The sequence below is a fragment of the Salmonella sp. SA15303 genome (assembly GCF_029962125.1).
Taxonomy (GTDB): domain Bacteria; phylum Pseudomonadota; class Gammaproteobacteria; order Enterobacterales; family Enterobacteriaceae; genus Salmonella; species Salmonella enterica.
The window spans coordinates 4,447,450-4,463,581 of the sequence record NZ_CP123924.1 but is presented as its reverse complement, the minus strand read 5'-3'; the positions used below and the strand labels follow the sequence as shown (position 1 = coordinate 4,463,581).

Here is a 16,132-nt window from a genome sequence, read left to right as displayed (position 1 = left end):
TTGTCTCCTTACTGGCTGGTTGCCGGTCCGCGTGAAATGTCGATTTCGGTAGTGTAGCCGCCGCTGCGCGTGAGTTTGTGCATGGATTTATCAATCAGCCACTGCCCGGAAAGTACGCCAAAATCGCTCAGTTCTATCTTGTTGCCCGCCGTCAACTGCGGGCAGCCCATCAAGCTGAGCGTGCCGGTCTGCTGGTATTCGTTGTGGCTGTCCAGCGCGGCATTGGCTTTAGCCTGCGCCGCGCCGGTATCCGGAGCGCGACTGTTGATCTTCAGGGTATCGGCGCTGGTCGCCGCACCGCGCACCGAGGTCTTTTCCTGGCTATCATGGGTATAAATAACCAGTTCTTTTTGCTTACTATTTTGATGCTGCACGGTGGCGTTTTTGTAGATCCGGTTGATGGTATCTTTGAACGTGTAGTGCGAAATATCCGTCCGCCTGAGCGTCTTCACCGGCGCCAGACAGCGCAGCGTCGGCAGATGCGAAAAGATCAGCTCCGTCGCCGTCACTTTCACGGTATAGCCATATTCACTCGCCAGCCGTTTGAGAAACGCTACATCGGTTTCGGCATATTGCGTGACCCGATCAATCGTCAGCGGCGCAATCTTGCCCGCCAGCGTTAAACCGTGTTTTTGCGCGATGCGACTGGCGATGGCGGAAAGCGTAGTCTCCTCAAAGCCCTGGCTGTTTTTGGTGCGTAGCGCTTTGCTGACCGAGGTGGCGATACCGTCGATATTGACCGTCGAAGGCGGCGCGCTGATATCAATTTTATCAATGATATAGATTCCGCAATCGAGCAGATCTTCGCCCTGGTAGCCCAGGCGCAGCGCCAGCGTGTCGCCTTTTCCCGGATACCATTCGTTTACCCAGCGCCCGGCGCTATCTTCCAGCGCAATGGCAATGACATCCGACTCGTTTTTAATACTGTCGCTGTAACTGATGCTGGTGACATAAGGCGCGATGTCGTAAGTGATCTCTTTATGTCCGTACCAAAGGGTAAAAATGGGCGTCAGGGTGGCGAACACCCCGCCGGATACCGTTATCTCAGCCATGGCGGTAGCTCCGGGGTAGTTTGCGTGACGCTGATAACCGGGATGATCAGCCGCACGCCTGACGGCAAAACCGGCATAATAGCGACGTGCGGATTGGCCGCGATGATGCGTTCGTAGGCCAGCGCATCGCCGTAATAGCGCCAGGCGAGATTATCCCAGCGTTCGCCGTCGGTGGTGACATGTTCAAGGTAGCGCATTACAGACTCCTCGTAATATCGGCGGCGGCAAGCTGGCTCACGTCAGGAGCGCTTGTTTGCAGCGTGCCGCGCGCCTGATTGACCAGCGTCGCGGCGCTGTCGTAAGTCGCTTCCGCGACGCTGCTGGTGATAGCGTCAAACAGCGATTCGGCGTGTTCGATAAGCGTGCCGGCATCGCCCGCGCATTCGCGGATCCCCGGCAGGCTGTCGATCAGTTCCTGCATTTTCGCCGCCAGCGCTTTCGGCAGCCCGGCCAGCGTTTGCAAATCCAGCGGCTGCTGGAACAGCGCGTCTATCGCGCTAATGGTTTTTTTCAGCGAATCGACGATATCGCCGCATTTTTCTTTCAGCGCTTTGGCTTCCTTCACCAGTTCTTTCGCCTGGGCGATCGTTTTTTTGATGTCATCAATGGCGTCGGCCACCTCATCCATCATCTCTTTGGCTTCACGCATACCCTCTTCAACGGCGCTCATCAGTTCATCGAACCAGGAATCGCTAACGTCGGGAAGCTCATCCAACATCTCGTCAATGTTCGGTTCCTGGGTGGTGATGGCCGGAGGCAGTAACGGGCTCTTCGGATCGCCGGTGTACTCCTGTAGCGACAGAGTGCCGCCCTGGGCAATGACGTTACCGTAAGGATCGGTGTGCTGGTGGGTAGCGGTCAGATCGGTAATCACGAACCAGCCGCGATAATCGCCGTTGCCGAACACCAGCGCCATCGCCTGGTGCGCGGTCATGGCTTCCCGCAGACGGTTCAGCTCGGTGGTCGGCTGGCAATACTGACTATGAAAGTTGAATTTCAGGGTGATTTTGTCCAGCTTATCGCCGATAAACTGCACGCCCGGTTTCCCTTCAATACGGGCATGGCTGGTATAATCCACGCCCATCGTGCTTTCAAATTCGTCCCAGTAAGCGACGACGTCAAATTCTATTTCGCCTAATACGGCATACATTATGCGTACTCCCGGCGCCGTTGTTGCGCCATGACATCGTTAATCATTCTCTCCAGCTCGCGTTTACTCAGCGACAGCACGTTGTTGATATCTTTGGCGGCATTCGCGCCGCTTCCCTGCACGGTAACCTGCGGGGAAAAGTGTACCTGCACGTTGCTTTGCGCGCGGGAGGGCAGCGTATAAGGTTTCCCGCCGGATTTGCCGGGAAGCGCGGCTGGCGTCGGCGGCGTGGCGGCGCTTTTCGTCTTCATAGACTGCGACGAGGCCATCGTTTTGGCCGAGGTTGTCACCGCTTTCACTCCCGATACCAGCGGCGCGCTGGCCTGTTGCGCGACCATTGTTCCGGCAATACCGGGGACGGCGGCGGCGACAGACGGCATTTCAGTGCTGATACCCAGCGCGCTTTTCGCCCAGTCGGGGATCAGCGCTTTTATCTTCTCAATCGCCCCGTTCAGGAAAGGAAGCGCATTCAGAATGCCGTTGATCAGGCTATCCAGAATATTGCCGCCAAATTCGCTGAAGCTGGCGGGGAGTTCAATGCCAAACCAGTCCAGTACGCTGGCGAAGGCGCGGTAAAACAGCCCCAGCGGCGACCAGTCGAGAATCAGACGCGTGACGCCTGCAATGCCTCCGTCAAAGGCGGTTTTGATACGCTCCCAGACTCCGGCAAAGAAACCGGAAATCGGTTCCCAGTAGCGATAAAGTAAGTATGCGGCGCCTGCGATAGCGGTGATAGTCAGGCCGACAGGGTTCATCAGCAGCGCCCGACCCAGCCAGATAAACGTCTGGCCGACCAGCCGTAGCCCTTTTATCAGGCCGTTTCCCAGCAGCATCGTCAGGCTTTTCGCACCGTTGCCAAACGATTTCAGAACCGATAGCGCGCGACTGCCTCCGCCCAGCGCCAGACCGGCTTTGACCTTCAGGAAGATATCGATCAGGCGAATAAACGGTGACGCAATGAGGTTTGCTCCCAGCCTGAGAATATTCAGCGCCCCGTTGAACAGCCAGATAACGCCAACGACTTTAGCGACCCCTTGCACCAGCGCCGGATTTTCCCGCAGCCAGGCGCTGAACTGCCGCACCAGCGGCGTGATGCTTTGCGCCAGTTCGCCAATGGCGGCCATCAGCGCCAGGCCGACGGTCAGCCACAGATCGTTAAGTGAAAGTTGTAACGCTTTGGTCTGTTCTCCGGGCGATGTCATTTTCGCGGCGAAGTCATCATCAATAAAATGTTGCCCCGCCGCCTGCATTGCGGAGGCTTTTAGCTGGCGATATTCGGCCATATTCGCCAGCATCGGGGCGAGAAAATCCCGCGTTTGCGCATCGCCGAACATCGCGCCGAGGTTAAATTTCTCCGTCATGGCCTGTAGCGCGTCGCCGCGCGCGGAAAGATCCTCAATCTTCATGGTTTGCCTGAAGGTGTCGAGGATCTGCGGGTTCATTTTCTCCAGTTGCATCTGCACAATGTGGGTCATCGCTTCCGTCACGCCGATCCCGTTTTGCTGATGTTCCAGCAGCGATCCCTGAAGATCCACGCCCTGGCGGGCAAACCAACTGTCCGTCTCTTTCGAGAAGGCGGATTTCAGGAAATGGTCGAAATTCGCTGCCGCCGCGCCTGCGTCAGGGGCGTTTTTCATGGCGATTTGCATCGTTGCGGTCAGTTCCGCAATGCCTTCTTTCCCCTGAGCGCCGGTTTTTCCGGCAAAGGCGTTAATCCACTGGGTTTGTTCTGCAACGGAGCCGCCGCTTTTTGCCACGCTGTACAGCATATTTTGCGCAAAACGGAAGTCGTCAGGGGCGATGTTCAGTTTGTCGCGAGTGGCCAGAGCCGCCTGCGCCCAGCTTTGCGCGCTGTCGCGGGAGGCGGTCGCGGCTTTGGCGATATCGGGCATGTAGCGGCTAAGATCCTGCAATGCGCTGACGCCGCCTTCGATCATCGTGGCGGCGGCGCTTTGCAGATCTTTTTGATCCTGATTGAAAGCAAGGCTCCAGTCGCGAATATTCAGGCTCAGGGCGTCCCGCGCGGTGTTATCCATGCCGCCTTTCGCCGCCATATCGACCATGTTGCCCTGAAATTCGTAAGGCAGCTTCCAGTCGGGAGTCTCAACGTTCAGGAGCTTGCCGAGTTGTCCGGCGAACGTTTGTGTTTTTTCCAGCAACCCGGCGCGCTGTTTATCGTTCTCTTCCCGGCGAAGGGCAGAGTTAGCGAGCTGTTGCGTAAGCCGGGTGATTTTTGTTTGCTCAAAGCTGAGCGTGTGCAGCGTGCTGGCGTTGAGTGAGCCGTAACGGGCTATTGCCTGCGTCAACGTCTCATTACGCGCCTGAAGCTGAGTAATAATGTCGTTGGCCAAAATAGTGTCTCGTATAAGTTGCCCGGTAACAGGCTGCTTGCCGGAAAAAGGACAGGGAAGGAGTGAACCGGGCTTGGGTCAGGAAACCCGCAGGCATTAAGCCTGCGAGTCGTATTCGTGTTTAATTTGCGCGCTGGCTTCGTCCAACCAGCAGGTAAAATCGTCAACCGACAGCGCGTCAATTTCACTGGGCGGAAAACGAAACCACCTCGCCAGCAGCGCCATTGCCTGCCACAGTTGCTGTGGGTTCTGTAGCCATGCTAAGCATGGCCTGAAATCGTTTCTGCAATGCCTGATAGTCCAGCAGATCCATTTCCGCCAGATCTTCGGTTACCAGCCCGGTCATAGCCGCCATCAGCGGCTCATCCCACTCTTCCGGTTTATCGCTGGCGCGTCGCGCGGCGCGCATATCTTTTACCTTCAGGCGACGTAATTGCAGAACGTCGATACGTTCCCCGGCGGCGGAGGTAAACGGAAATTGCAGGGTATATTTTTCGTTCATGGTGTAGTCCTTATTCGTCGTGTTAAATTCGGGGCCGTAGCCCCGAAGTAATTAACCGCCAATATTATTGCGGTAGGCATTTAATTGATCCGCGCCATTTACGCGGAAAATATTCGCCAGATAATCCAGTTCAAGAAGCGTTTCACCGTCAACCACCTGTTTAATATAAGTGCAGCCGAAGGCGCTGCTAAATTCCGGGTTTTCATTCTGTTTAAACGTTCCCAGCGGGTTCTTTTTAAACATTACGGTCATATGCGTCACCAGCGCTAACTGATCCGCTTTACCCTGCGAGTTATAACAATCGATACTGGAGCGGCACTGCAATGCCACCGCCTGCCACGGGTTTGCCGTTTTACGCATGACGTCGTGGTAAAACGAGTTCCATTTAATTTCACCTTCCAGTTTGTCAAAACCGGCAGGCAGTTCAATTTTACCTACCATCCCCAGCGCTTTATGCTCCTGCATAATCATGCTGATATCAGGCAGTTTAATTTCACTCGCGCGACCTAAAAGATTATTACCATCGAGATAAATATTGGCGTTGGTAATACGGTTAATTTGAATTTTTCCAGCCATTAGCGATTGCTCTCCAGAGAAACTAAATATTCAGAGGTAATTTCGGTTTCAAACGTCAGACGTTCCAGCGGCGGCGGCGGAGTGAATTTGTAGCTCAGCAACAGATGCCCGGCGGCCAGTTCAGTCTGTTCGTTACGCGCCGGGTCGTACCAGCATTCAAAACCCAACAGCGCGCCGTCGGCAATCAGCTTGCGGCCCCAGGTGTTCACCGATTCGGTTAGCGCGTCGATCAGCGCCTGGTTTATCGGCATATCCATATACTGCTGGCTGAAATAACGAATCGATTCGTTGATTACATCGCCGGTACGGCGCACGTTCTCAAAGTTACGCATATGAGTAACGGTCGGCCAGGCGGCGGTACGGTTGCCCCACAGGCGCAAACCGGAGCCATAGCTGTTGAAGATGGTGGTGATGCCGTTTTCATTCAGTTGATTCACTTCGCTTTGCGGATCGTCGATCATCGCTGACAGCGAGCGCTCTACGCCGGTAATGCCCTGAATTTCCTGATTGGAGTTGCTCCACCAGAAGCCTTTTTCCAGATCCACTTTGGCACGCAGGCCAGCGGCGCGGGAGGAGAGCGGCTCCAGGACTTCGCTGTCCGTCGCGCTGTCGTACACTTTAACGTGCGGATAGCACAGACGCGCGCGATCGGAACTGGTATTGAAGTTAATCGCCCCCTGCGGGCCGCGCCCTGCCAGAACCTGCTGGAAAGTCGTGCCGATGGGCGCATCAAGGTAGGTAATGGCTCCCAGCGCTTCTGCCTGAGCGATAAGCTTAACGGCGACCGAGTTTTGCGTACAAAAGACCGGCGCAATCAGGATCTTTGCGTAAAAACCAAACTGGTTCCAGGTGTCCTGTAACAGCTTCATGCCGGTACGGTCACCCGCGGTGTTTACCGCGCCAATAATATCGGCGGCAGTCACTTTGGTGGGGTCCGCGTAAGTATAATTTACATAGGCCTGAACGCCGGGTTTCAGGTTGGTCCCCATGCAGGTGATTTTACCGGTCAGCATATCAATGGTGTAATCGGTGCCTTTGATATAAGCGTTTCCGGCGTTCGTGCTGCGGCCAATGTTCATCGTTTGCACGGCCCCGTGCTTGAGTTGAATCTGACCGTTGTCATCAACCTTCACGGTTTCACTGGGAATGGTACTTTTGTGTACCGCCGGATTCAGCACGTTAATCACCACGACCGTCCCCGCGCCGTGATCGTAGATCGCCTTCAGCGCCTGCGGGATGGTGAAATTTGCCAGGCCTGGGCCAAACTGCGCCGCGTCGCTTTCAGAAAGGCACAGCGTCGGCTGGTTAACCGGGCCGCATGGCGCGGTGCCGATCAGACCAATAACCGCAGATTTAACCGCCTTAACCGGACGTGGGCCGGTTTCGATTTCAATGGTTTCGACACCGTGCAGGTAATTAGCTGCCATGAACAATTTCCTCTTCGTTAATTTCTACTTCTTGCGTAACCACTGGCACCAGGTGACGGCGGGCAATCATGGTGATTACCCACTCGTTATCTTCCGGCAGCGAGATTTCGCTATTGGGCCACAGTAAGACTTCCTGACCGTCGGCGAGCGTGACGCCGCTTGCCGGGCCACTGTAGATATATTTCATTGAATTTCCTCATAATTAACGATTGTCAGCAGGGGGGGGTTCTTGCTTTCCTGTTCCGCGATAAACAGGGTGCTGGCGGTCATATCCAGGGCGTAACGGCAGAAGTTTGCGGCGTCGCCGATATATTTTTCGCTTTCCAGCCAGAGCGGACGATCACAGTCGGGAAGTTCAATGCCCCCCAACGAGCGACGTAGACGATCCAGCGCGTTTATCGCGTCACTTATTTGCGGAACAATAACGGTGGCGGAAATCCGGATTAGTTGTTTTTGTACCGTGGCATCCGTATTTTCTGGTTCGGCAAAAACCGAACCGCAGTAGTGAATTAATACCGTTACCTGCTGTCCTGTTGGGATATATACTTTCGCATCGGTTGATGAAATATGTATATCCATATCAGGGTTTAATTCACGTAGTCTATTCGCCACGGTATGTATAACAGATAATGTTTCCATATACGGTTTTCCTTGATTTACCGGGAGAGATAATATTCTCTCTTCGTTATCGTTCAGACGTATTTTGATGTATCAGGCATCAGGCGTCTTTTAATCTCCTTTAGAGAAAAAAGTTAAAACAAATAAAAAATCCCCGGCGTATAAACGACGGGGATTTGTTTAATGGTTACCTCGTTGAATCAGTTCTATTTTGCTATATAGCGCATCCAGTTTTGCTTCCAGAACGGCCTGGCCGCGAAGATAATCCTCGCGGCGGACATAATGCAGCGGTAAATCGGCGCGAAATTCCAGAAATTCTCTCTCCAGCCTGGACCAGCCCGCTTCTGATTCGCGCCGGGCAGCTTCCAGTGCTTCAAAACGTTCATTCAGCCGTTTTTCAATTTGCGCCAGCAGCAATTTACCGGCAGCAAACATTAATCCAACAAAAGAAAGCAACAGGGAGATGACTTCCCAAAAATCGATACTGAGTTTCATTACTCCCTCTGATTAATGAATGCAGCTAGCCTGCCCCCATTGCAAATAACGGGGAGCATGTTGGTATAAAATCGCTTTGGGATAGTGACGATTCTCGCGCCAGTTTGCGGCGCTGCGCCCGGCGTTAACGCGTTCTACATGTTCAAACCAGATGGACGCATCTAACCCCTTTGCGGCGGCCAGCTTTTTATCTCTGTTAACCCAGCCTTGCCCGCCGTTATAGGCGCTCAGAGTGAAAGCCATTCGCTGGCAGCTATTTTTTGCTGACACGCTTTTCCACAACTGGCGGTCATACTGTACCAGCGCGCGTATCGCCCAGGCGGGATTAAACGGCTTGTTCTCGCGAAGCGCTGGGTACAACTGGCTTACCCATTTTGCCGTTGCGGGCATAAATTGCGCCATCCCCTGCGCGCCCGCCGGAGAAAGCGCGTCAGGCGCCCAGCCGGATTCCTGATGTAATTGCCCGGCAAAATCCGCAACGGGGGCGTTAAGCCCCCAGATTTCGCGCGCGGTACGAATCACTTCGTTTCGCCATTGCAGAGAAGCGCGCGGCGGTTCGGCAGCGTCGGCAGACAAGAAAGTCATAGCGCAGACCAGGCATACGTATTGATAACGCATCGTTACAGCCCCAGCGCGACGGCAAGGCAAATTGCCGCAACGATGATCGCGCGACGAATCATCGCAGCGGCGCAGCACAGCGATTCTTCCCACGGACAGAAGGAGTCGGGACGCGCCCAGGGGAAAAGACTGCGGTCGAGCCAGTAACCCAGCACCGCTGATAACGAAACCAGGCTGAGTTTATAGATGACGACCGGAATTTGCGCTGATGATGTCCAGCCGATAAGCGCAAACAGTACGACAGAGGCCATCAGCCAGCCGGAAAGTCGGGGAACAATAATTTTTCGCATACTCTATCTCCTGATAATTGAGAGAGAAGTATCGCTTTTCCCCATAGCGGAAGAACGAAAAGGGCTTTAATAAATAACTTTAAAAAATGTTTAGCGCATGGCGTCAAATGCCAACAAATAAACGAATAAATAAAGCTTTCGGGGCAGGGGGTAGAGGTTGCCTGCGGAGAGTCAGTATGTGTCTGCGGCAGGCTACGATGGCGGTATTGCTGCGTCATAATAATCTTTGATTAAAATTATCTTATTGATTTTTAAAGTCAGTTTAAAAATTCACGCGATCGTGAGGAAAGCGATCTTTTTGATCGAATGCAGAAAAAAATGCAAAAAATTAACTGTATATACATACAGTGTGCGCCGGGAGACCGGTAAAGATCAAGGGGTGAAAGTCCCCGACCATTGAAGGACCAGCAATCCACAGGGTCCCCGAGTCATGCGTTGTATACCGTGAGGTATGGGGCGAAGCGTTGACAGGGGTGTTGACAGGCCAGCCATTGAGCCACGAAATGTATATTAAATTCCCGGGTGCCGACGTTGTACTGTTTACGGAAGGCAACATCATAGGGTGCGTTACTGCGAGTGCCATATGGACCCGGCGGGGTCTGAGACCCTGGCATGTCAATACGATCTTTACGCGGGAACCGGGAGATCTCCCCTCTGACCATCTGCCAGTGCCGGAGATGGCCCGCACCGGGAAGGCGAGGAGCCGAAGCCGGTGATGTACGGAGAGGAGAAGTCGGACTCGCTCATAGTAGCTGCGAATCTGGCGAACAATCCGCAAGGAGCGGAGTCAGTGGAGCGAAGGAGCGGGGCCAAGGGAAACGCGGAACAGCCACACATGCGCCGGACGCAGAGCCGGGAAAGTATGTCACAGAGGCTGTCACGCGTGCGGGAAGCTGCGAAGCAGCGGAAGAAAGAACGGTTTACCGCATTGTTCCACCTCCTGACAGCAGAGGCACTGGAGAACGCATTCCTCTCCCTGAGCAGGAAAGCGGCTGCCGGAGTTGATGGTGTCAGGTGGAAGGACTACGCCGAAAACCTGAAGGTCAACATAGCAGATCTGCACCGGAGGCTTCATCAGGGTAGTTACAGGGCTCAGCCCGGCAGGCGGCACTACATCCCGAAAGCGGATGGAAAACAGCGCCCGCTCGGCATCGCCTCACTGGAGGACAAAATCGTCCAGTATGCGCTGGTTAAGATCCTGAATGCAGTCTACGAAAATGACTTTATGGGGTTTTCATACGGGTTCAGACCCGGGCGAAGCCAGCACAATGCGCTGGACGCACTGGCCACAGGGCTGGTTCGGACCAATGTAAACTGGGTACTGGATGCCGATATTAGTCAGTTCTTCGACAAGGTAAGCCATGAATGGCTAATCAGGTTCATAGAACACAGAATCGGCGACCAGAGGGTAATCAGGCTCATACGAAAGTGGCTCACAGCCGGGACCTCAGAGGAAGGAGAATGGCGGGCATCGGAGGAAGGCACCCCACAGGGTGCGGTTATCTCGCCGCTGCTGGCAAACATCTACCTCCACTATGTCTTCGATCTGTGGGCGCATCAGTGGCGACGCCGCCATGCCACAGGCAATGTGGTCATGGTCAGATACGCAGATGACATAGTCATCGGGTTCGACAAGCGAATCGACGCTCAATGCTTTCGTATAGCCATGCAGCGCAGACTGAAGGAGTTCGGACTCACGGTACATCCGAAGAAAACCCGACTGATGGAGTTCGGCCGCTTCGCAGCCGAAAACCGCGCCAGCAGGGGAAAAGGTAAACCAGAAACGTTCAACTTCCTCGGGTTCACGCATATCAGTGGGAAAGACCGTAGTGGCAGGTTCATGCTGATACGAAAGACACGCCGGGACAGGATGACGGCGACACTGAAAGCGATCAAGGACGGACTACGAAAGCGCTGGCATTACTCAATCCCCGAACAGGGAAAATGGCTCAGGAGAGTGGTTCAGGGATACCTGAACTACCACTCAGTCCCGGGCAACTATCCCATGATGCGGAAGTTCAGGATATACGTAACAGACCTCTGGCGACGGGCGCTGAGGCGCAGGAGCCAGCAGGATGATACGACATGGACGAAAGCAAACAGACTGGCAGCCGTATGGCTGCCGAAGGTTCGGGTTCTGCATCCATGGCCTGTGGAGCGGTTCACCGCCAGACACCCAAGGCAGGAGCCCGGTGCGTGAATAGCGCACGCCGGGATCTGTGCGGGGGGTACCCGGTAACGGGTATCCCTACCGCGACATTGTGTAAAATGATGACATCAGTGAAGGCTTACTTCACCTATAAAATAAATACATATTATAAATTGAAAGCAATATATACATTCTTTTAATTTATAATTAAATGCCGTTGATAGTAAATATTTATATATATATTTTGAATATATTGATAGGTAGTTATTGCACCGTTTTTTACGCTTCCCTTTTTGGTGCCGTCACGGGGAGCATGGTGCTGGATATGGAGATAAAATATGATTCAGAAATCAAAAGAAATGGTTCGGCTTCCGGAGATTATTAACGATCTGGCGTTTCATGCGTCGCAGGTGCTTATTGAAAGCATGAATATTGATAGCGCGTCAGCCGAAAATGCCGGTCAGGCAATTGCTGACAGAATGATGCGCAACTGGGGCGGGCAAAGCATTTATTTCCCCAAAGGTATCTCTGGTCGGGCTTCGGAACGGGATTATCAGATTTACAGCGAGTGCGATGGGCGTAATTATGCGGAGCTGGCCAAAAAGTACAATTTGACACTGCAGTGGATCTATAAAATCGTTAAGCGGGTCCACACGGAAAAACAGCACCAGCGGCGTATGCTGTAAGCGATATCGGGTATGGCGTATAGCGACAAGCGCTATACGCCGGGAGCAGCGACAGGCCGGATAAGGCGCCTGCGTCGCCATCCGGCAGCGTATTGCCTGATAGCGCTCACCCGCTGCCGTGTCAGGGCGATTATTCAAATAAGTTTTGATGTAGCTTTTGCACCACTTTCTCGGCATCGTCTCCCGGCACGAGGAAGCACAGATTGTGGCTGGAGGCGCCGTAACAAATCATGCGAATGTTGAACGGTTCCAGGACGCCAAACACTTCTTTACCAACACCGCAGGCTTTTGACAGGTTGTTGCCAATCAGCGCGACCAGCGCCAGTCCTTCTTCAACTTCGACCCGACACAGCGCGGAAAGCTCCATCAATAAGGATTGGGTCAGTAACGTATCGCCCGTGGAGGTGGAGCCGGTAGTATCCAGCGTCAGCGCGACGCTCACCTCCGAAGTGGTAATCAGATCTACCGAAATATTATGCCGCGCCAGAATGCCGAACACCTCTGCCAGGAAACCTCGTGAGTGCAGCATATTCAGGCTGTGCAGCGTCAATAGCGTTTGATTGCGGCGCAGCGCCAGCGCGCGGAACAGCGGCGGGTTTTGGGTTTTATTGCACACCAGCGTACCGCCCGCTTGCGGATCTTTACTGGAGCCAACGAAGACCGGGATATCGCTACGCACGGCCGGGAGTAAGGTGGCTGGATGCAGTACTTTTGCGCCGAAGGTTGCCATCTCCGCCGCTTCTTCAAAGTCGATTTCATCAATTCGCTGCGCGACGGGCACTACGCGCGGGTCGGTGGTGTAAATACCGGGCACATCTGTCCAGATATCAACCCGCGCGGCATGGAGCGCTTCAGCCAGCAACGCTGCCGTATAGTCGCTGCCGCCGCGGCCTAACGTCGTGGTGCGGCCTCTGCTTTCACTGCCGATAAAGCCCTGAGTAATGACCAACGTTTCGCTCAGGCGCGGGAGCAACTGCTGCGCGGCCAGTTCCGCAAGCGCTGCGACGTCCGGTTCCGCACGACCAAAGCGATCGCTGGTACGCATCACTTTGCGCACGTCGAACCAGTGGGCCTGTACGTCGCGTTCACGCAGGATCTCAACAAATAGCAGGGTAGACATCAGCTCGCCGTGGCTGACCAGTTCATCGGTCAGGGCTGCCGATGTCGCCAGCGATGCCGCCTCCGCCAGAATAGTGATGTTTTCCAGCAGGCGTTCAATCTCTTCGCGAATGACATTCGGATGACGCAGACGATCAAGGATATCGAACTGGATTTTACGGATGGCGTCGAGCGTAGCGAAACGTTCGCCGGGCTCCATCCCTTCGGCCAGCGCCACCAGCAGGTTAGTGATGCCGGCAGACGCGGAAAGCACGACTAAACGAACATTGGTGTCGGAAAGTACGATATCCGCGCTACGGTTCATGGCGTCAAAATCAGCGACGCTGGTACCGCCAAATTTGGAAACAACGATCTCTGTCATATCAACCTCGTGTCAGGAAATGAAAAACGCGACCATGGCACAAGGGCAGAACAGAAACCGGTGCAGGCGCAAATGCAAGTAACGTATTTATAAATAAAAGTTGTGGCCTGGACTGTCAACGTTGGGATTATGCGGATTTTTTATGCTGAGTTTAGGCTCAGTAACAGCGCTTATAACCCCGATACCCATTTGCCGCCTTTCTGCACCTCGAATTATTTAGGGTATATACTTTTTATCCTCATTCGACAGTGCCTGGGGCAACGGCACTAAAACAATCACACTTTTCTGTGACTGGCGTTACAATCGATCCCAGTCACAATTCTCAAATCAGAAGAGTATTGCTAATGAAAAACATCAATCCAACGCAGACTTCTGCCTGGCAGGCGCTCCAGAAACACTACGATGAAATGAAAGACGTTACGATCGCTGAGCTTTTCGCGAACGATAGCGACCGTTTCGCTAAATTTTCCGCGACGTTTGACGATCTGATGCTGGTGGATTTCTCCAAAAACCGCATCACCGAAGAGACGCTGGCAAAATTACAGGATCTGGCGAAAGAGACCGATCTGGCCGGCGCGATTAAATCCATGTTCTCCGGCGAGAAGATCAACCGCACCGAAGACCGCGCCGTGCTGCACGTGGCGCTGCGTAACCGTAGCAATACGCCGATCATCGTGGACGGCAAAGATGTGATGCCGGAAGTGAACGCCGTGCTTGAGAAGATGAAAACTTTCTCGCAAGCGATTATCTCCGGTCAGTGGAAAGGCTACACCGGTAAGGCCATCACCGACGTGGTGAACATCGGTATCGGCGGTTCCGACCTCGGCCCGTTCATGGTGACCGAAGCGCTGCGTCCGTATAAAAACCATCTGAACATGCACTTCGTCTCTAACGTCGATGGCACCCACATCGCTGAAGTGCTGAAGAAAGTGAACCCTGAAACCACGCTGTTCCTGGTCGCTTCTAAAACTTTCACCACCCAGGAAACCATGACCAACGCCCACAGCGCGCGCGACTGGTTCCTGAAAACTGCAGGCGATGAAAAACACGTGGCGAAACACTTTGCTGCGCTCTCCACCAACGCCAAAGCGGTCGGCGAATTTGGTATCGACACGGCCAATATGTTCGAGTTCTGGGACTGGGTCGGCGGTCGTTACTCGCTGTGGTCTGCCATCGGGCTGTCCATTATTCTGTCCGTCGGTTTCGACAACTTTGTCGAGCTGCTTTCCGGCGCGCACGCGATGGACAAGCATTTCTCCACCACTCCGGCGGAGAAAAACCTACCCATTCTGCTGGCGTTGATTGGCATCTGGTACAACAATTTCTTCGGCGCGGAAACCGAAGCCATTCTGCCGTACGACCAGTATATGCACCGTTTCGCCGCCTACTTCCAGCAGGGTAACATGGAATCCAACGGTAAATACGTTGACCGTAACGGCAACGCCGTGGATTACCAGACAGGCCCAATTATTTGGGGCGAACCAGGCACCAACGGTCAGCACGCGTTTTATCAATTGATTCACCAGGGTACTAAAATGGTGCCGTGTGATTTTATCGCCCCGGCTATCACCCATAACCCGCTATCCGATCATCATCAGAAGCTGCTGTCTAACTTCTTCGCGCAGACCGAAGCGCTGGCGTTTGGTAAATCCCGCGAGGTGGTTGAGCAGGAATATCGCGATCAGGGTAAAGATCCGGCGCAGCTTGAACACGTTGTGCCATTCAAAGTGTTTGAAGGCAACCGCCCGACCAACTCTATCCTGCTGCGCGAAATTACGCCGTTCAGCCTGGGCGCACTGATTGCGTTGTATGAGCATAAAATCTTTACGCAGGGCGTCATCCTGAACATCTTTACTTTCGACCAGTGGGGCGTTGAGTTGGGTAAACAGTTGGCTAACCGTATTCTGCCGGAGTTGGGCGATGATAAAGCTATTTCGTCCCATGATAGCTCTACCAACGGTCTGATTAACCGTTATAAAGCCTGGCGCGCTTGATGGCGCTGCGCTTATCCGGTCTACGTAATGCATAGCGTCTGTAGGCCGGGTAAGGCGTTTCGCCGCCATCCGGCAAAAAGAGAATAAGATAATAAAAAGGCCGATATTCACATCGGCTTTTTTTATAAGATAATTCCGCTTGTCCGTCTTTATCCCCACAATTTTATATTGAGCTTAATCCTAAAATAAGCAACAACCAGAAAATCACTCTGCGTTATTTTCAGATTATACGGATGCTGATGTCTTTTAGTTTAATTTTAACTTATTGATTTTATTTGTTTGTTAATTAAATAATGTAGGCGTTACTTCTTTAAAGTTTAATTATCCTAAAACCTCGCTGTTATTTCTCCCGGACATAATCCGCCTGCTTTGGTTGTGTATACTCGGTAGCGCCCGAAATTCTTTTGGGTAAATCTCCATTCATTCAATGAAGGGAAATTATGATGAAAAAAGTACTGTATGGCATTTTTGCCATAACCGCGCTTGCGGCGACATCTGTCTCGGCAGCCCCCGTTCAGGTGGGTGACGCGGCAGGGTCGGCAGCGACGTCGGTATCGGCGGGAAGCTCCTCCGCTACCAGCGTTAGCACCGTAAGTTCGGCGGTGGGCGTCGCGTTAGCGGCAACCGGCGGCGGCGATGGTTCCAATACCGGAACCACGACCACCACGACCACCAGTACCCAGTAGTATCGGTACGTTTAACCATAACCACACTCCGGTGTGGTTATTTTGCCCCTCTGGAGAA

General features: G+C 53.5%; 18 protein-coding genes. 4 read left to right on the top strand and 14 right to left on the bottom strand.

Features of this window, described 5'->3' with window-relative positions:
• Positions 1–8 precede the first annotated feature (8 nt).
• The 13 genes from QEN31_RS21810 to QEN31_RS21750 all read right to left on the bottom strand — a co-directional run bounded on the left by QEN31_RS21810 (position 9) and on the right by QEN31_RS21750 (position 9,079).
• Positions 9–1,052 (bottom strand): phage late control D family protein, encoded by a 1,044-nt coding sequence (locus tag QEN31_RS21810; RefSeq protein ID WP_023240324.1) that lies wholly within the window; start codon positions 1,050–1,052, stop codon positions 9–11.
• Positions 1,040–1,249: a tail protein X gene (locus QEN31_RS21805; RefSeq protein ID WP_001269716.1), complete on the bottom strand. Its 210-nt coding sequence runs from the start codon at positions 1,247–1,249 to the stop codon at positions 1,040–1,042. Before QEN31_RS21805 ends, QEN31_RS21810 begins: the two co-directional genes overlap by 13 nt.
• Positions 1,249–2,202: a phage tail protein gene (locus tag QEN31_RS21800; protein WP_000271431.1), complete on the bottom strand. Its 954-nt coding sequence runs from the start codon at positions 2,200–2,202 to the stop codon at positions 1,249–1,251. The genes QEN31_RS21805 and QEN31_RS21800 overlap by 1 nt, the downstream gene beginning before the upstream one ends.
• Positions 2,202–4,553: a phage tail tape measure protein gene (locus QEN31_RS21795; protein ID WP_064239906.1), complete on the bottom strand. Its 2,352-nt coding sequence runs from the start codon at positions 4,551–4,553 to the stop codon at positions 2,202–2,204. The genes QEN31_RS21800 and QEN31_RS21795 overlap by 1 nt, the downstream gene beginning before the upstream one ends.
• 96 nt (positions 4,554–4,649) lie before the next feature.
• Positions 4,650–4,778 (bottom strand): GpE family phage tail protein, encoded by a 129-nt coding sequence (locus tag QEN31_RS21790; protein WP_001185654.1) that lies wholly within the window; start codon positions 4,776–4,778, stop codon positions 4,650–4,652.
• On the bottom strand, positions 4,738–5,055 hold the full coding sequence (locus QEN31_RS21785) for a phage tail assembly protein (RefSeq protein ID WP_001003639.1): 318 nt from the start codon (positions 5,053–5,055) through the stop codon (positions 4,738–4,740). The genes QEN31_RS21790 and QEN31_RS21785 overlap by 41 nt, the downstream gene beginning before the upstream one ends.
• A gap of 51 nt (positions 5,056–5,106) precedes the next feature.
• Positions 5,107–5,631, bottom strand: a complete 525-nt coding sequence (locus QEN31_RS21780) for a phage major tail tube protein (RefSeq protein WP_000907494.1) — start codon at positions 5,629–5,631, stop codon at positions 5,107–5,109.
• Positions 5,631–7,058: a phage tail sheath subtilisin-like domain-containing protein gene (locus tag QEN31_RS21775; protein WP_023207279.1), complete on the bottom strand. Its 1,428-nt coding sequence runs from the start codon at positions 7,056–7,058 to the stop codon at positions 5,631–5,633. The genes QEN31_RS21780 and QEN31_RS21775 overlap by 1 nt, the downstream gene beginning before the upstream one ends.
• On the bottom strand, positions 7,048–7,245 hold the full coding sequence (locus QEN31_RS21770; RefSeq protein WP_020838445.1) for a hypothetical protein: 198 nt from the start codon (positions 7,243–7,245) through the stop codon (positions 7,048–7,050). The genes QEN31_RS21775 and QEN31_RS21770 overlap by 11 nt, the downstream gene beginning before the upstream one ends.
• Complete coding sequence (locus QEN31_RS21765; RefSeq protein ID WP_064239907.1) at positions 7,242–7,697, bottom strand: Gp37 family protein; 456 nt, start codon at positions 7,695–7,697, stop codon at positions 7,242–7,244. Before QEN31_RS21765 ends, QEN31_RS21770 begins: the two co-directional genes overlap by 4 nt.
• Before the next feature lie 159 nt (positions 7,698–7,856).
• Positions 7,857–8,171 (bottom strand): membrane protein, encoded by a 315-nt coding sequence (locus tag QEN31_RS21760; protein ID WP_000777266.1) that lies wholly within the window; start codon positions 8,169–8,171, stop codon positions 7,857–7,859.
• A 12-nt stretch (positions 8,172–8,183) separates the two neighbouring features.
• Complete coding sequence (locus tag QEN31_RS21755; protein WP_001270438.1) at positions 8,184–8,789, bottom strand: lytic transglycosylase domain-containing protein; 606 nt, start codon at positions 8,787–8,789, stop codon at positions 8,184–8,186.
• Between the two features lie 2 nt (positions 8,790–8,791).
• Entirely contained in the window at positions 8,792–9,079 is a 288-nt protein-coding gene (locus QEN31_RS21750; RefSeq protein ID WP_001226440.1) for a putative holin, read from the bottom strand.
• Between the two features lie 712 nt (positions 9,080–9,791).
• On the opposite strand from QEN31_RS21750, the gene ltrA reads away from it, so the two are divergent.
• Both ltrA and QEN31_RS21740 read left to right on the top strand, forming a co-directional pair.
• Positions 9,792–11,279, top strand: a complete 1,488-nt coding sequence (ltrA, locus tag QEN31_RS21745) for a group II intron reverse transcriptase/maturase (RefSeq protein ID WP_023332914.1) — start codon at positions 9,792–9,794, stop codon at positions 11,277–11,279.
• Positions 11,280–11,566: 287 nt separating this feature from the next.
• A complete protein-coding gene (locus QEN31_RS21740; RefSeq protein WP_000615248.1) occupies positions 11,567–11,914 on the top strand; it encodes a Mor transcription activator family protein in 348 nt (115 codons plus the stop codon).
• Positions 11,915–12,044: 130 nt separating this feature from the next.
• Here QEN31_RS21740 and lysC read toward each other — a convergent pair whose 3' ends face one another.
• Positions 12,045–13,394 (bottom strand): lysine-sensitive aspartokinase 3, encoded by a 1,350-nt coding sequence (lysC, locus tag QEN31_RS21735; RefSeq protein WP_064239908.1) that lies wholly within the window; start codon positions 13,392–13,394, stop codon positions 12,045–12,047.
• Positions 13,395–13,738: 344 nt separating this feature from the next.
• Here lysC and pgi point away from each other — a divergent pair, with 344 nt between their 5' ends.
• The gene (pgi, locus tag QEN31_RS21730; protein WP_000790028.1) at positions 13,739–15,388 is read left to right on the top strand and encodes a glucose-6-phosphate isomerase; all 1,650 of its coding nucleotides are present in this window, start codon (positions 13,739–13,741) and stop codon (positions 15,386–15,388) included.
• Between the two features lie 443 nt (positions 15,389–15,831).
• On the top strand, positions 15,832–16,074 hold the full coding sequence (yjbE, locus tag QEN31_RS21725; RefSeq protein WP_001804148.1) for an exopolysaccharide production protein YjbE: 243 nt from the start codon (positions 15,832–15,834) through the stop codon (positions 16,072–16,074).
• Positions 16,075–16,132: the final 58 nt, after the last annotated feature.

What these genes read in the sequence shown, in the direction of transcription:
- QEN31_RS21810 (WP_023240324.1), bottom strand. Translation starts at nt 1,052, where the DNA reads ATGGCTGAGATAACGGTATCCGGCGGGGTGTTCGCCACCCTGACGCCC.
- QEN31_RS21805 (WP_001269716.1), bottom strand. Translation starts at nt 1,249, where the DNA reads ATGCGCTACCTTGAACATGTCACCACCGACGGCGAACGCTGGGATAAT.
- QEN31_RS21800 (WP_000271431.1), bottom strand. Translation starts at nt 2,202, where the DNA reads ATGTATGCCGTATTAGGCGAAATAGAATTTGACGTCGTCGCTTACTGG.
- QEN31_RS21790 (WP_001185654.1), bottom strand. Translation starts at nt 4,778, where the DNA reads ATGGCGCTGCTGGCGAGGTGGTTTCGTTTTCCGCCCAGTGAAATTGAC.
- QEN31_RS21785 (WP_001003639.1), bottom strand. Translation starts at nt 5,055, where the DNA reads ATGAACGAAAAATATACCCTGCAATTTCCGTTTACCTCCGCCGCCGGG.
- QEN31_RS21780 (WP_000907494.1), bottom strand. Translation starts at nt 5,631, where the DNA reads ATGGCTGGAAAAATTCAAATTAACCGTATTACCAACGCCAATATTTAT.
- QEN31_RS21775 (WP_023207279.1), bottom strand. Translation starts at nt 7,058, where the DNA reads ATGGCAGCTAATTACCTGCACGGTGTCGAAACCATTGAAATCGAAACC.
- QEN31_RS21770 (WP_020838445.1), bottom strand. Translation starts at nt 7,245, where the DNA reads ATGAAATATATCTACAGTGGCCCGGCAAGCGGCGTCACGCTCGCCGAC.
- QEN31_RS21765 (WP_064239907.1), bottom strand. Translation starts at nt 7,697, where the DNA reads ATGGAAACATTATCTGTTATACATACCGTGGCGAATAGACTACGTGAA.
- QEN31_RS21760 (WP_000777266.1), bottom strand. Translation starts at nt 8,171, where the DNA reads ATGAAACTCAGTATCGATTTTTGGGAAGTCATCTCCCTGTTGCTTTCT.
- QEN31_RS21755 (WP_001270438.1), bottom strand. Translation starts at nt 8,789, where the DNA reads ATGCGTTATCAATACGTATGCCTGGTCTGCGCTATGACTTTCTTGTCT.
- QEN31_RS21750 (WP_001226440.1), bottom strand. Translation starts at nt 9,079, where the DNA reads ATGCGAAAAATTATTGTTCCCCGACTTTCCGGCTGGCTGATGGCCTCT.
- QEN31_RS21740 (WP_000615248.1), top strand. Translation starts at nt 11,567, where the DNA reads ATGATTCAGAAATCAAAAGAAATGGTTCGGCTTCCGGAGATTATTAAC.
- lysC (WP_064239908.1), bottom strand. Translation starts at nt 13,394, where the DNA reads ATGACAGAGATCGTTGTTTCCAAATTTGGCGGTACCAGCGTCGCTGAT.
- pgi (WP_000790028.1), top strand. Translation starts at nt 13,739, where the DNA reads ATGAAAAACATCAATCCAACGCAGACTTCTGCCTGGCAGGCGCTCCAG.
- yjbE (WP_001804148.1), top strand. Translation starts at nt 15,832, where the DNA reads ATGAAAAAAGTACTGTATGGCATTTTTGCCATAACCGCGCTTGCGGCG.